Source organism: Lysinibacillus sp. FJAT-14745, from assembly GCF_001275675.1.
Classification (GTDB): Bacteria; Bacillota; Bacilli; order Bacillales_A; family Planococcaceae; genus Lysinibacillus.
Window position 1 is genome coordinate 13,487 of record NZ_LITM01000019.1, and the last position, 14,943, is coordinate 28,429.

General features: G+C 37.4%; 17 protein-coding genes. 16 read left to right on the top strand and 1 reads right to left on the bottom strand.

Features of this window, described 5'->3' with window-relative positions; genetic code table 11:
* The first annotated feature begins 86 nt into the window (after positions 1-86).
* From AMS59_RS23345 to AMS59_RS23390, 10 genes are all read left to right on the top strand, one after another.
* Positions 87-860: a hypothetical protein gene (locus tag AMS59_RS23345; protein ID WP_053486098.1), complete on the top strand. Its 774-nt coding sequence runs from the start codon at positions 87-89 to the stop codon at positions 858-860.
* Between the two features lie 39 nt (positions 861-899).
* Complete coding sequence (locus AMS59_RS23350) at positions 900-1,598, top strand: hypothetical protein (protein WP_053486099.1); 699 nt, start codon at positions 900-902, stop codon at positions 1,596-1,598.
* Entirely contained in the window at positions 1,595-3,019 is a 1,425-nt protein-coding gene (locus AMS59_RS23355; protein ID WP_053486100.1) for a hypothetical protein, read from the top strand. The genes AMS59_RS23350 and AMS59_RS23355 overlap by 4 nt, the downstream gene beginning before the upstream one ends.
* A gap of 16 nt (positions 3,020-3,035) precedes the next feature.
* Positions 3,036-4,166, top strand: coding sequence for a pentapeptide repeat-containing protein (locus tag AMS59_RS23360; RefSeq protein ID WP_053486101.1), 1,131 nt, complete (start codon positions 3,036-3,038; stop codon positions 4,164-4,166).
* A gap of 25 nt (positions 4,167-4,191) precedes the next feature.
* Positions 4,192-4,767, top strand: a complete 576-nt coding sequence (locus AMS59_RS23365; RefSeq protein WP_053486102.1) for a hypothetical protein — start codon at positions 4,192-4,194, stop codon at positions 4,765-4,767.
* Between the two features lie 32 nt (positions 4,768-4,799).
* On the top strand, positions 4,800-5,207 hold the full coding sequence (locus tag AMS59_RS23370; RefSeq protein ID WP_053486103.1) for a DUF4280 domain-containing protein: 408 nt from the start codon (positions 4,800-4,802) through the stop codon (positions 5,205-5,207).
* Positions 5,208-5,240: 33 nt separating this feature from the next.
* On the top strand, positions 5,241-6,773 hold the full coding sequence (locus AMS59_RS23375; RefSeq protein ID WP_053486104.1) for a contractile injection system protein, VgrG/Pvc8 family: 1,533 nt from the start codon (positions 5,241-5,243) through the stop codon (positions 6,771-6,773).
* Complete coding sequence (locus AMS59_RS26530) at positions 6,773-8,182, top strand: EndoU domain-containing protein (RefSeq protein ID WP_234007901.1); 1,410 nt, start codon at positions 6,773-6,775, stop codon at positions 8,180-8,182. The genes AMS59_RS23375 and AMS59_RS26530 overlap by 1 nt, the downstream gene beginning before the upstream one ends.
* A gap of 13 nt (positions 8,183-8,195) precedes the next feature.
* Complete coding sequence (locus tag AMS59_RS23385) at positions 8,196-8,606, top strand: hypothetical protein (protein WP_036217845.1); 411 nt, start codon at positions 8,196-8,198, stop codon at positions 8,604-8,606.
* A gap of 910 nt (positions 8,607-9,516) precedes the next feature.
* On the top strand, positions 9,517-10,350 hold the full coding sequence (locus AMS59_RS23390) for a replication initiation protein (RefSeq protein ID WP_053486105.1): 834 nt from the start codon (positions 9,517-9,519) through the stop codon (positions 10,348-10,350).
* Here AMS59_RS23390 and AMS59_RS23395 read toward each other — a convergent pair.
* Entirely contained in the window at positions 10,347-10,562 is a 216-nt protein-coding gene (locus AMS59_RS23395; RefSeq protein WP_053486106.1) for a helix-turn-helix transcriptional regulator, read from the bottom strand. The two genes, AMS59_RS23390 and AMS59_RS23395, sit on opposite strands and share 4 nt — an antisense overlap.
* A 210-nt stretch (positions 10,563-10,772) precedes the next feature.
* Between AMS59_RS23395 and AMS59_RS23400 the strand changes: the two genes are divergently transcribed.
* The 6 genes from AMS59_RS23400 (at position 10,773) to AMS59_RS23415 (ending at position 14,570) form a co-directional block, all read left to right on the top strand.
* Positions 10,773-11,555 (top strand): recombinase family protein, encoded by a 783-nt coding sequence (locus tag AMS59_RS23400; RefSeq protein WP_053486118.1) that lies wholly within the window; start codon positions 10,773-10,775, stop codon positions 11,553-11,555.
* A 148-nt stretch (positions 11,556-11,703) separates the two neighbouring features.
* Positions 11,704-12,666, top strand: coding sequence for an IS110 family transposase (locus AMS59_RS23405; RefSeq protein WP_053486107.1), 963 nt, complete (start codon positions 11,704-11,706; stop codon positions 12,664-12,666).
* Positions 12,667-12,781: 115 nt separating this feature from the next.
* Positions 12,782-13,186, top strand: a complete 405-nt coding sequence (locus tag AMS59_RS27100; protein WP_082337751.1) for a deaminase domain-containing protein — start codon at positions 12,782-12,784, stop codon at positions 13,184-13,186.
* A 19-nt stretch (positions 13,187-13,205) separates the two neighbouring features.
* On the top strand, positions 13,206-13,553 hold the full coding sequence (locus AMS59_RS23410) for an Imm3 family immunity protein (RefSeq protein ID WP_053486108.1): 348 nt from the start codon (positions 13,206-13,208) through the stop codon (positions 13,551-13,553).
* 196 nt (positions 13,554-13,749) lie between these two features.
* Positions 13,750-14,001 (top strand): GH-E family nuclease, encoded by a 252-nt coding sequence (locus AMS59_RS27105; protein WP_082337754.1) that lies wholly within the window; start codon positions 13,750-13,752, stop codon positions 13,999-14,001.
* Positions 14,001-14,570, top strand: a complete 570-nt coding sequence (locus tag AMS59_RS23415; RefSeq protein ID WP_053486109.1) for a suppressor of fused domain protein — start codon at positions 14,001-14,003, stop codon at positions 14,568-14,570. Before AMS59_RS27105 ends, AMS59_RS23415 begins: the two co-directional genes overlap by 1 nt.
* Positions 14,571-14,943 lie beyond the last annotated feature (373 nt).

Sequence of the window (14,943 nt, forward strand, 5' to 3'; positions counted from 1 at the left end):
CCCGAAAGTGATCGGTAAAGCGTTAGCGGCAATTACGCCGAGGCATAGTTGATCAGTGAAAAACAAGAAAAGAGGTGGGTGACAGCTTGTTTGCCAATCAATATCCACATTTTCAAAAAGGTCGCATTTTAAAGCGAGAAATGCTGGAAAATTTGCGAGATTACCCAAGAGATTTTTTAGATTTATATTTCCAAGATTATTCTAATGGCATTATTGCTGGTGCCAATATTATTGTAGCAGATACAAGCCTCATCATTACAAAAGGCATTATCAAGCATAATGGAAAGCTCTATATGCTGCATAGTAGCTATGAGCTTCCTTATACCGCAACAGGAAGCGAAACGATTTTAAAAGTACGATTTGCTGAAGAAGTGAATGAATTAGATTTTAGAAAACTTACAACAGAGATAGTTTTAGATGATTCGCTAGAGCTTGCACATAATGAGCTAGAGTTAGCACGCTTTAAATTAAAATCGGGTGCAAAACTGCGTTCAGAGCATATTGATTTTTCCGATTTTTCGACTGAATATAATACGGTCAATTATCTTCACTGTCAATATGCAGGTTTTCAAAAAAGCACATATCATCCAATCATTTTGCAATATTTTGCACGGGAGCTGTTAAAAAACCGGCCAGCCAATCCGTATGATATAGCCTTTGCATTAGAGTGCTTAAATCAGGAGCGCGTTCAACGGGATGCAATCGATTTCTATATTTGCAATCGGCTAGAACTGGATTACCAAACATTTTCCAATAGTCAGATTCATAAATACTTGAACCGTATTTTATTGGAATCAAAGCGCGGTGGTCGGATGACAGGGCACAGCCAAGGGCGACCAAAGCGCATGATTGTTGACTAGCTAATGGCCTGCTGATGAAAAACGTTCAAGAAACGGAAGGTGAATGGGTTGAAATTTTTAGATGAAAAAATTATTGCTCTTAGAAATGAAATGCGAGAGCAGGAACAACATGAATTAGCTCAAAAGGAAGCAGCTTTAAAAGAGGAGCAAGCGCCGCAGGAGGAGCCTTTACAGGAGGAACATTCTGAGCTAGAAGCAATTGACCTTTACCAGGACTTTGTCCATATAGATGAACAGGAAGTGCCGGTCATTGATCAGCGTGTTATGGATGGAAAAATTTCATTCCGAATGCCGAAGATATTTTCGATTATGCCAGCTGAGTTAGCCTCATTAAAATACCCTTCAGAACGAAGACCAAACATTATTTATACGGATGAATCATCTACGATCAATCTAGCCTTCAACAAAACATCACATTCGTTACCTGATGAGGGTGTAGCTGAGTTTCAGGAAAATATGATTGACGTTCTTGAGCAAGCTCAGCCTGCAGCACAATGGTTTGATACAGCTGTGATCAAAATAGATGACAAAACAGTTGGCTTTATCGAGGTCATTACACCAGCTATTGATGGCGAGATTTTTAATTTAATGTTCTTTGTATCGATTGATGGGAAAGCACTTATCGCTACGTTCAATTGTACGGAGGAGGATACAGAGACTTGGCGTCCTATCGCTAGGGCAATGATGGAAACAATGAAATTTGCTCCCAACGGAAGGATAGGGGGAGTAGTACGATGACTGGATTAGTAACTGCCTATCATAATCTGCAAGTACTGCCATTTAAACTAGTGAGCATTCAAGAGCTTACGCTCACAAAGAAAATGAACGAGCACGCGACATTACACTTTACGGGTATCGTACCTGAGGAAGTTCGAGATCAATACGTCGAAATGACAGAGGTCCATTCAGCCATCGAAGTGAATCAGCTCGATCATTTAGGTGCACCTACCCCGATATTTAAGGGGGTTATATTAGGCGTCAAAGTAAGTGCGATTCGAGATATTTATTATATCGAAGTAGAAGCGGCTTCCAATACATATCAACTCGATATTAAGAAGAAAAATTGCTCCTATCAGGATAAAGGGATGACTTATTCATCTCTATTCAAACAATTGAGTCCCTTTTACCCTGGTCTTGATGTGATCGATGAGGCTACAAAGGGAGGAAAATTAGACAAGTTTACCCTACAGTACCGAGAAACCGATTGGGAATTTTTAAAACGCCTTGCCTCCCGCTATAACACTGGACTAGTTCCTGCTGCTACCTTTGATAAGCCAAAGTTCCATTTTGGAGTCCCTGCTGGCAATGCAAAAGGAAAGCTAGAAGACTATCACTATACGACAAGAAAAAAACTAGCAGACTATCTTCTCTATACAGAGAACGGCAATGATGGTATGGGAGAACATGACTTTTTGTACTATGAAGTGGAAACCGATAAGATGCTTGCCATAGGCGACCACGTAACTTTCCATGAACAAACACTCTATGTTCGTGAAGCCTATACGTCGATGAAGGATGGCTTACTAAAACATCGTTATACACTTTCAACGAAGAATGGTATGAACAAGAGTGAAATATTTAACGATGAAATTTCGGGCGTATCTATTGAAGGTAAAGTGTTGGAGGTTGCCAAGGATCATATTAAGGTTCATTTAAATATTGATGAAAAACAGGATAAAGGGAAGGCGCATTGGTTCCTTTATTCAACGCCTTATACGGCTGAGGGGCATAGTGGATGGTATTGTATGCCTGAAATTAACGACTTTGTTCATGTGTATTTCCCCTCGCATCAAGAGGAAGAGGGAATTGCTAGCAGCTCGATTCGAAAAAATTTAGACAGCACCGCGACCAATAAACTAGATGATCCTTCGACGAAATATTACAGAACAGCCTTTGGCAAAGAAATTAAGATGAGCCCAACAGAAATTGTCATTACAGCGAAAGATAACGATATTTTTATCCGTTTAAATGAAGCGAGCGGTATCGAAATTTTTAGTAAAAAGGAAATCAAGCTTATATCCGAGGCAGATATTTCAGTCAATGCAAGCAAGAAAATTCTTTTGTCTGCAGAGGAAGAAATTTCATTAAAATGCAAGGAAAGTAAAATAACGATGGATGGCAGTGTGCAAATTTTCGGGAAAGAAGTAAAGGCCAATTAGAAAGAAGGAGACAAATATGCAAGCAGAGGGAGTTTTACAGCATTTTTATGAAACGGAAGTAGAAAAAAGGCGGTTGACACATCTCTTGGCATTAGAGGATTTTTTTCAAGCCTCAAAGGATGAGCTTGCTGAGGAGTTCAGAAAAGCCTTTCAAACTATTTGTCGTCAGCTACAACAGCAACAATCCCTTCAACAGAAAGGACCAATTGGACATATCACGTTTTCCATGCTGCGCACAGAGCTACTGGAGGGGCGTCATCACTATCTAGTAGAGGGGACAGATGAGGATTGGTTCTTTGACCTTCGACCTATTTTAACTACTTATGATGCAAGCTGGGCTCTAAGCTTTTTAGAGCAATTCGTTGAAGAATTATATTTATACAGCAAAACATTCATGGGAGCCATTACCCAAGCGGATATTGAGCACATCAAGCTAAAGGAAGCTACTCATTTTCATCAATATGTTATTAGCCTTGCTAGATATGCATTGCCAGACATTATTAGATGTCCAGAATATTTAGCACTTGATCGAGAGGCTGCTGTAGAAATTCGTATAGGTGAATTTATGGATGTCAATGAAGTTGTCTATAGCGAGGACTTCTCCTCGAAGGATATCGAAGAAATCAAAGCTTGGCTGGATCAAAAATTAGAGGATGAATATCCGTATGAAGTATTTAGCAAATTAAATCTAGCTGGTGGCAACTATGAAGACTTAGATATTCGATATGCCTTTTTCCAAAAAACGAATTTAGCACAGAGCCGAATGCGTAATTGCATACTCATTGGCGCCAATCTTAGGGATAGTAAGCTAATGGACGCTGATTTAAGCTTCAGTACGATTCATGAGGCAAATTTTAGCAATAGCCAATTGCAAGGTGCTAACTTCCAACAAACACAGGGAGCAAGTGGATTAATTGATCGACAGAAGTGGGAAATGCCAGGCTATCTCCCAGTGAACTTTACTGGTGCTAATTTAGAGGGTGCTGATTTTGAGCTAGCTAATTTACGAGGTGCTTGCTTTATCGGGGCTAACGTCAAGGATGCTCATTTTGAAGGAGCTAATTTAGAGAAAGCTGTGTTCTCGAAGGAAGCACGGGAGCATCTGAAGCTAGATCCATTCCAAACGGCGAGTGTCATTTGGAAATAGATGTCGTGAAAAAGGAGACCCAAAGATGAACTATTTTATTCTATCTCAGGATGAGCGTATCTCGAATGCTGTAGAACCAGTTGGACTATCAAAAATTATTAAAAAAGAACTATTAACAGTGGAAAGAATGGAGGAGCTAGAGGAGCTAGATCGTCAATTTCCTGTATTAGATAAAAGTGAAAATGACTATATCGATTTTATCGAAAAGCCAATTGCTCTTTTAGCTGATCCACTAAAGCAATTAGTGGAAAAATATGAGCCGCGCTTACCGTTTAAACCGGTTGTTCTCGTGGATATGCCAAAATTAAAACAGACGTTATATTGGCTCTCTATTCCACCAAAAGTGGCCTGTCTCTCAGCACAAACCGAGTTCCATCTAGATGGAACGCTAAAAAAGCTCGTTATTGACGAGGCTTTAGCTGCACCTTATACCTTCTTTAAAATTGAGGGCATTAAAGAGGATTACATTATTGTCAATATTGAGCTAGCGGAAAGTATATTGCGTCGAGCATTTAGAGGTATTCGATTACACAAAGTGCAAACGGAAGGCAAATGGAGCGAGATCCTTCATTTTTCGAGTGTGCAAAGTGAACTGACGTGAATGGACTTTTTTTATAGAAAGGGTGGTTTTCGATGGCAGATGAAATGCAGACAAAAGGCGATGAGCAGCGCAGTTATGTAGTTGCTGGTGCCAAATTATCGTGCTCACAGGGCGATCAAACAAGCATTTTAAAAATGCCTGTAAGCCATGGCGTTTATACAAAAAACAAGGCACAGATGAATACGATGGATTATAAACCCAATGTCAATATTCAGCCCTTCGGTTTATGTCAAACATTATCTAATCCGACAGTGGCAGCAGCAACAGCGGCTAATAATGGTGTCTTGAAACCGATGCCGTGTACACCAGTGGTCACGATGCCATGGATTAACGGAAAATCTGATCAGTTGATTGAGAATTTTCCCGCGCTTATCAATCAATCTACTAATATGTGCATATATTGCGGGACGATAAAGGTAGAAGATGATGGTCAAGAATAAGCCATCATCCCCTGAGGAAAGAAGGGTTTTCATGTGAACACGTATGAGGAAGTGATTGGATACGGAGAGCTTGAGCTCGTATCCCCCTATGAGGTTCAGACGTTGCATGATCTCAGCTTGACCCAAACAGTGAATGACCATGCAAGGTTATCAATAACAGGATTCATTCCAGAGGAAAAGAAAGATCGATGTATGCAAATTGCCAGCAGTTCAGATCAGATAGAGCTCTATGAAAAACGCAATGGACAGCGTGTGCGACCGCTTTTTAAAGGGCAAGTATCCGAAGTGGCCGTTCGTATGGTGAGAGGCGTGTACCAAATTGAGTTAGAAGCGGTGTCATCTTCATTTATCTTGGATTGTAAACGCAATGCTCGGTCTTTTCAGCATGACAAGATGATGTATAATGCTATGCTTAAGCAAGTACTTGCTAATTATCCAGGCGCAGATGTTATTGACACTGCATCGAAGTCTACTCCTCTAAAGCAATTTATATTACAATATAGGGAGACAGACTGGCAATTTCTAAAGCGCATGGCCTCGCATTTTCGAACAGTGCTCGTACCAGCAGTAGATGCCGATAAGCCCAAGCTATGGTTTGGTCTACCAGAAGGTCGATTAGAAAAACTGTCAGCTACTAGCTATACAATCACCAAGGATCGCTCCAAGTATTTACATACGCTTCACAATGACATTGAGCGACCATTGGAGGAGCGGGATACAGTATCCTATGTGATCGAGTCCAAAAAAACATTAGCACTCGGTGACCGTGTCCAACTCCAAAACAAGAAGCTAGTTGTGGCGAAGTCCATAGCATGTATGCAACAAGGTGTCCTTACATATGAGTATCATTTACTGTCTGAGGCAGGCATTCGTCAAGAAAGACTAAACATTCCTTCACTGTCAGGCACAGCGATTGAGGGTAAGGTATTAGAAGTCAAGAAGGATCAAGTACGCTTGCACCTATCTATTGATGAAGCACAAAAAAAGGAAGAAGCCACATGGTTCTCACTTGCTACGCCTTATACAGCAGAAGGACATAGCGGCTTTTACAGCCCACCAGAAGAAGGTGATAGCGTTCATCTTGCCTTCCCGACACATCGGGAGGAAGCGGCCGTTGTTCGTCATAGTGTACGAAAGGGCGGCGACTCCAACCCAAAAACAGCCGATCCCAAAACGTCTTACTGGGGCACATCAAAAGGTAAGGATATGAAGCTAGACCCGCAATCTGTCACATTTACCGCACAGGAAGGCGCTGTTTTCCTAAAGCTTCATCAGGAGAGCGGAGTGGAGGTGCACAGTAAGCATCCGCTTACACTAAAAGCCAATGATACTATCACCTTTGCAGGGAAAAGCATTTCCATGAGTGCAACAGAATCCATGCAAATAGCCTGTGGTACTAGTAGTCTTGTTTTGGATGGCAACACCGATATGCAAGGACAGGTTGTGAAAATGGAAGGCTCCATTAAAGCACCTGTGTCCGTATCCAATAAATCAAAAGACGGAGCTGAGCTTGGCTCTGCATTAGACGTCATGGGTATGATCCCTGTTGGTGGGGGTGGTGCTTAATGAAAGGCTTTTTAGGAGCAATCGGTAATTTCTTTGGTAGTATCCCTGTCGTTAAGAGTGTTGTAAAAATAGGTAAGAATGTTGTAAAAATAGGTAAGAATGTGTTGAAGGGAATCAAAAAAGCGGGAAATTACATGATGAACTTTTTTATAAAGTTTACGAAAAAAATAGGTAAGTTTTATACAATGGCACGAAAAAAAGCAAGCAAGCTCAAAAAGTGGGCTATCCGATTGGGGAAACGTACTTTGAAGGCGGGAGTACTCTGGTTAAAAAACACTGCCCAAAAGGGAAAACGGTGGATAGTACAGAAGTCAAAACAAGTGTACCAGAAGGCAAAACAAGTTTATGACAAAGGTGTAAATGTAGTAAAAACCGCAGCAAAAGAAGCTGTCAAAGCCTATAAGTCGATAGACACAATGGCACCTCTAAAAATTACTGAAGAAATGTCTGCTAAAGAAAAATTGTTACGAGGGGTATTCAATACAACCTTAATAAATACTCAAATAAAAAAAGGAGAGTTTGATGCAACCGTAGATATATTGAAAGATGCATGGGGTGAAGTAAAAGAAATTTTGGCCGACCCACCTAAATATGTAAGCGATTCAATAATAGCAACATCGGAAGGTATAGCGAATCTAGCTTTCCACCCAGTTCAAACAACTACTGCGATAAAAGATTCAGTAAAAGACTCTTTTGAGAAAGATGTTATCAACGGGAATGCATATTCACGATCATACTGGAAAACTAATAAAACACTAAGTATCGCTAAGGAATTTGTTGGTAAAAAAGGTACTGGTCTTTTGAAAGGTATTCCTATGCCTAACCCTATTCCTATGCGAATGCCTATGCCTATGCCTAATTTTAATAACGGCATATTACCGGATTCAAAACAACCTAATCCAAGTAAAGATCCTAAGAAGCCTGAAGAGACTAAGGGTACGGGTAATAATAGTAAGCCAGTCAGCGGAGATAATTCAATTATCACACCTGAAATGAAGGAAAAAATACTTTTGGGGCAGAGAAAGAACCCTAATAAAAATGAAATTATTGGGGGGCATTCATCAAACATTAATAATAGCCATTCTAACTATGCTACAGAAGTTATTAAAATCAACCCTGATGGTACAAAAGATATCAAATATATAACTCAATTTCCTGATGGGAATCTTTCGAAAATAAAAAATAGTACAACATTTCCTGAAGGTTGGAGTGATATTAAAATCTTAGATAGTATAACTGATATTGGTAATTCTCCTTCAATAAGTATTAGAGGTAGAGATGGAGCAACTTTGCATAGGGGGATTGTTGATGGTGTAGAAATTGATGTTATTAAAATAGGTGATACGGTAGTTAGCGGCTACCCAACAGGACAAATTAATGCTCCATTACCAGGTGGTTTTAGTAACTAGAGGAGGAAAGTGAATGTACGAAAAAGTAGATGCAGTATTATCTGAAAATAGCGCAGATAATTATTTTTATGACGATGAATTTATGTATGTGCAAGAATTGATGAGTGAGTTTACTAATATTGATTGGGAGAATTTAATTCGAGGATTAAAAGATAGAGATGATAAATATAAAATTAGATTAGCCTACTGTATAGATGAAGATAACGGAGTATATGGATTTAATTTATTATTAGATTTACTTAATGAGAGTGATGAAGTGGCTGAATATGCAATAGATTCTTTACGTTCTTTTGATGGTGAAGAGTATAAAAAAATAATTGCTTCTAATAAGCAAATAAAGGACAAAGTAGAGAAATTACTGAAAAATGCTAGTTTACCTATTGAAAGGATTTTAGAAGCATTTTTACAACAAAACAAATTATAAAAATTTGCAAATATTATTAAACTTAAAAAATACAAAATCACTTAATTTCCTAAAATTTGGAATGAATTGATCGAGTAACTTTATGGTGAAATGTCTCAAATCTTGTGAAAGCTAAAAAGTCAAAGTATAGTATTGAAAAATTAGATGATTATATAGTGAAATTAATTGATAAGCATTATGATAAAATAGACTTAGGTGAACTAGTATATGAGTAAATAAATCTTAATACTATTCTTAAACCTTGATTGGCTAAATGCCTTTCAAGGTTTTTACTTTAATTTATATTAAATCAGCTAATATTTGAGTGAGACAATAAGAAAATGATTTGTTTGAGAATCGAGAGCTTATGAAGGTAGTACCATTATGGAGTTCGGTTTTACAAGTGGGATGGAGTGACAAGTACGATAATTAAGCGAGATGACATTGTACATGGCAGGGGTACTTACTACATTGAATGGCTAACAAACTAACGAGCATGACAAAGCTCGTGGAGATAAACAAGGATATAATAGTTTTTAAATTGTCTACAGTTAAAGATATCCTTGAATTTGAATAATTAACTCATGAAGGCTAAACCATCAAGGAGTACTATTTTTATAGTAAAGTAATAAGAGCGAGAATAGGCGAGATGACATTTTACTTAAAAGGATTACTTATGGATGTCATAATCGCGAAACACACGAGATTAAACAAGCTAAAGGGTTTAAACGTTACACTTGCCATGTGGTAAAAAAGATGTCATACTGTCAATACTAAACTAACTTATAAAACTTGCAAATATTAATAAACTTAAAGCACTTGATTGTCTATAACAGGCGACAAGTGCTTTTTTTGCATGTTTAAATACGGATTACGATTATTTAATTAGTGTACTAAGTATTAAATTTTATACAAGGGGAAAGAAAATACGATGGAAATAGAGGTTTCGATAGATAAATTTGTTATAGATTATAAGGATGTACCACATTCAGCATTTTTACGGCTTTATATGATGGTCATGGTAACAATGGGATATAAAGTGAAGATGAAGTACGGATACGAGGGAGCATTATATGTATATGAGTTGCACATAAAGAAAGATGAAAAGGTATACATGCACATATATTATAGGAATTTTAATGAAATAACAGGGCATATGTATACACTACGCATAGAAACACGTCCTGAGCATTATGCACACTTTAGCGAAATACTAGAGTTTATACGTAAAAGAGCGAAGCGAATAAACTTTGTGAGCTGTGATGTAGCGTACGATATACCAACGAAACTAGAAAATGTGGTCGTTATACCAATAGATGTGCGGAGGAAAATGAGTCATTGTGAAACGACACGTTATTTTGGTGAAGGTTATCAAAGAAAACAGAATGGATATTGTCGAATTTATGATAAGAGACTAGAGCTATTTAGAAATAAAGGTATTTATTTGGAAAATGATTTGAGTAGGATTGAAGTCGTCTATAAACCAGATGAAAAAATAGAGCTTAAAGATATAGAGAGACATTCGCCAAAACAGAATAAACAATACTTTGCGGTGGTGATAATGGATTGGCAAACGTTGGAGAAGAAAGAAGTAGAACGAGTCATTAATTTACGAGATGGAAAAGACACGTACACGCAGTATATACGTAGAGCAATAAAAAAGCCCCTTGCGAACCAGTATCGAGTGGATTTCGACGAGTTAGCAGGAGCAGTATGGAAACAACTGATAGATGGGCCATGTTCGATGGTACTTGGGGTTGCTTAGTCAATTGGCTCTAATACAAGGAGGTCTTGAATAGAAACTTGTAATGTATCGCATAAGATAGAGAGAATACGTGTATGCAGACATTGTACAGGGCGAGTACATAGGTCATTTACCGTATTCGGACGTAAAGAGGCTTGTCTGGCAAGTTGCCGACGGCTCATTTGTTTTTCAATTAAAATTTCATTGAGACGTAAACGAATAGTAGAAGACATAATAAAAACACCACCTCTTTTTTTGGATTGTAACGGTTACTTATAGTGTACGACCCTACTAGAGAAAAAACGACTGTAAAATAAAGGGTTGTGCAAAATTTGGGTAAGGTCGTACAGTATGTTGTAACGGATAGACGTTACACACAAGTTATCCGCAAAAAACGGGTAAGCGTTACAGGGACTTTAATTGCTGTAACGGGAAGGGGCATTATGAAAGAGAAAGTAGTTGGTTATGTACGAGTTTCAACAGAAGGGCAAGTACGTGAAGGATATAGTTTAGCGTATCAAGTAGAAGAGATTGAAAGGTATTGTGACGAAAGTAAGCTACAATTGCTCCACATATATGAAGATAGAGGACTCAGCGGAGCGACAGTTGATGAAGATGGATTAACAATTGAGCGAGAAGGCTTGCAAGAGCTATTAGCAGATATAGAATATCATCAAGTGAGCCAAGTAATTGTACTGAATACGTCTCGTTTATGGCGCTCTGATATGGCTAAAGTATTGATACAACGAGAGTTGAAAAAATATAACGCTGATGTGAAAGCAATTGAGCAGCCAAATTACAGCATATACACACATGAACCAAATGATTTTTTAGTGAATGGGATGTTGGAGCTGTTAGATCAATATCAAAGGCTTGAAATTGCATTAAAGTTGAGTAGAGGAAGAAAGAAAAAAGCGGAACAAGGTGGCTATGCAGGTGGTGGTGTCATGTTTGGTTATACAGTACAGAAAGGGCGAAAAGTATTAGAAGTGGATACAGAGAAAGCGATCGTTGTACGGAGGCTATTTGAATTAAGACATTTTTTTAAACATTGGTCACTATCTCAATTGGCAGAACAGCTCAACATAGAAGGCCATCAAACAGAGAAAGGGAAACGATTTACAAAAGTACAAGTGAAGCGCATTTTAGACCGTGAAAGCTTTTATCGGGGGATTTATACATATGGACAAATACAAGCAAATGGGAAACACCAAGCAATAATTTGAAAGGTTACTTAAAAAAAGTGCTCATTTTCTTATAAGTTCTTATGTAACAGTGAAAATAGATAGGCTTTCGTACCAATGCGCACCAGTTGGTGAACGCTCGAACTAAGGTTGCCGGTATTTTCATTCCATTGAATAGGAGGATAAGTTAATGCACGAACGACAGAAACATGTTTATGTGGGAGTAGACTTACATAAGCAACACCATGTGGCGGTTATTATTAATTGTTGGCAAGAAAAACTAGATGAAATAAAGTTTGAAAATAAACCGTCTGCTTTTTCAACGTTTTTACGGGATATTTATAAACATATGGACGATGGTTTGACACCCATTTTTGGTTTAGAAGATGTTGGGGGTTATGGGAGAGCGTTAGCTAAATATTTAGCAGACCATGAACAAATTCTAAAAGAAGTGAACCCAGCTCTTTCATATGCCGAACGCAAAAGTCACATGACCACACAAAAAAGTGATAGCTGGGATGCAGAATGTGTAGCCAGAATTTTGGTGAACAAACTAGAGCAGTTACCAGACGCTAAACCACATGATTTATATTGGTCGATACAACAGCTAGTGACAAGAAGAAACGCATTAGTAAAGGCACAAGGAGCTTTAAAGAACCAACTGCATATTCAATTGAGCCACCATTACCCGAGCTATAGAAAGTTTTTTTCAGAAGTAGATGGAAAATTACTAGACTTTCAATTAGACACGATGCCAGGCATAGATCTCGTTACAGCTTCGGCTTTAATTGCAGAAATAGGTGATGTACGCCGTTTTCCGAATGCCAACAAATTAGCACGATTTGCGGGCATTGCGCCTGTTTACTTTGGTTCTGGTGGGAAAGGAAGGGAACAAAAAAGCAAGCAGGGAAATCGGGCGCTACACGCTTTATTTTACAACTTAGCTGTACAGCAAGTACAGGTGGCAAAAGGAAGTAAGTTACCAAGGAATCCAGTATTCCATGCATACTATCAACGGAAACTAAAAGAAGGCAAAACAAAGGGACAAGCATTGGTTTGTATAATGAGACGGCTTGTAAACGTTATATACGGTATGATGAAGCACAAAACAGCCTATGAATTGCCGATAATAAAGGAGGAAGAAGTAGTTTAAAAAGGTTTAAGATAGATTGTTTTTTTATTTAGCGGATTTTAAGATTACAACATAGGGTACGGGTAATCTTTCTTATGCACAAAAAGTAGATAAATATCAAGATAGGACTCAGGCAATCCGCGATAATTTACCGAAAAAATACAAGAATTATGGCAACGTTGCAGTAGCAGATGTTAATATTCCTGGGCTTAAGCCAGAATTTAAAGCACACAGTAGAATTCACAAAGAAAATGAAGGTGGTTTTTCATATGTCGTTGGTGAAGGCAAGTTTCCAGCTAAATCAGTTAACCAAAAAGGGGAAACAGATGTACCAGGTGCATTCTTAAGAGTTAATGATACTGAACGTAAAATTCTTGAAGATATATCAAGACAATTAGGGGATGATAAGACTGTTAAGGGAACAATTGATTTATTTACGGAGCTACCTGCTTGTGGAAGTTGTACAGATATTATTCTGCGGTTCAGAAAAGAATATCCAAATATCAAATTAAATGTATACTCGGGAGAATTTAAAAATTAGAAGGGAATGTACAGAATCAATGTTAAGTAGTTATGAAGAGCTTAGTCAATATATCATAGAAGATTTTGAGGAATTTTTAAATGAAGGGTTATCTATTTCACAAGTAACTGAAAAGCTTCTTGAAGAGTACTATAGGGGTATCGTGAATAGTAAGGTTGAAAAATTAGTTATTTATTTGAAAATTGCATTTCTTAGTATTGAAAGAAATTATCTTCGTGAAGATATTAAAACTGAGTTAATGAGTATGATAAATGAACTTGAATCAATACCTATAAAAGATGAAGTGGGTTCTGAAAATACAAAAAAAATTATATTAGACATCGAAAAATTTATAAATAAATCCGAAGATGTTAATGAAATTTCATAGCAAAAAAGTACAGTAGTGTTACCGAACTTTAAACTTTCGCTAAAAAGTATGTTTTGATTTCATTTGTGGCTGGAATAACAAAAAAGGATGATAAACGTGCTGACATTTTACATGATAAGGTAGCTATGATAGAGCATTCTTAACTAACCAAAGTGAATAACAAAGCTCGTGGCGATAAATACAATGAAAAGGGACTATTCAGGATGCTTGTGATAATGCAGAGTCCAGCCCTAATGGTGGAAAACTTTGTCCAACTTGTAAAGAAGAAGTTAAAGTTGAACCATTCTCAGGAGAAAAAAGGGATTGGGACATTGATCATACCCCCGCATGGACAAATAGAGAATTCCTGCTAACGTTACAAGAAGTTTTAGATAACTACCAGAAAGGAACAAGACTTGAGTGTCCCAGTTGTAATAGAAGTGGAGGAAATAGGAGGGACAAAAAATAATGCATAATTATATTGAATTTTTAGAAGGTCATCTAGGTGAAATTGAATATGGATGGGATAAAGATTCTGAAGGTAATATACTTCCTTTTCAAATTGTAAAGTATAAAAAGGGACCGTTTTCTGGAACAGTAACTTATTCAACTTTAGGATTAAGTAAACAGAATTTAGTTTCTCCCATTTCAAAGAAAGAAATTAGACAGGAGTTATTTTTTGTTTCGTACGCAAACTTTGGAGATAAGAATATACCTGGTATTCTGCAACATGTGGGATTACAAGCGATTAATAATAACGTTGCCATTCTTAGAGGAGATGTAATAGGTCCGTATGGAAGGTTGTTTGAACACTCTAGTTTAGAAGCTTTATATGTTTCAATTCCTGTATATTTTCCTGAAATATTTCAGACATTTAAGGTAGATGGTGATTTACCAATCATTCAAACATGGTTATTTCCAATCACATTCGATGAAGCTAAATTTATTATGGAAAATGGATGGGATGAATTTGAAAATAGACTAGTGGAATTAGATCCTGACTTAGTTGATTTTAAACGTCAAAATATTATTCGATAGTATATAAACCTTGATTAGCTTAACCTTTCAAGGTTTTTTACTTTTAAAAAAAATTAAAAAGACAATATGACTTTTGAATCAAAACTCATGATGGTAAATAAACGTAAGAGGCTAATTGCAGTAGCATTTAAATAAAACACCCACACTAACTACTCAATTTATATTCGCACACAGTGATAAAGGAGGAAATGCACTGATACATATGGAATTGGAAAAGTGAGAGAAATAAAGAATATAGAAACTGGCACTACCGTCGCATGAATTTTAACTGAAATTTCAGATTTATTCTTCCGCCCTTTTAGAGTAAAAACGAAGACATGTAAGCAGAGGTAGTAAACATCCATATTTTTACTATAACCTTTGACTAGGGCAA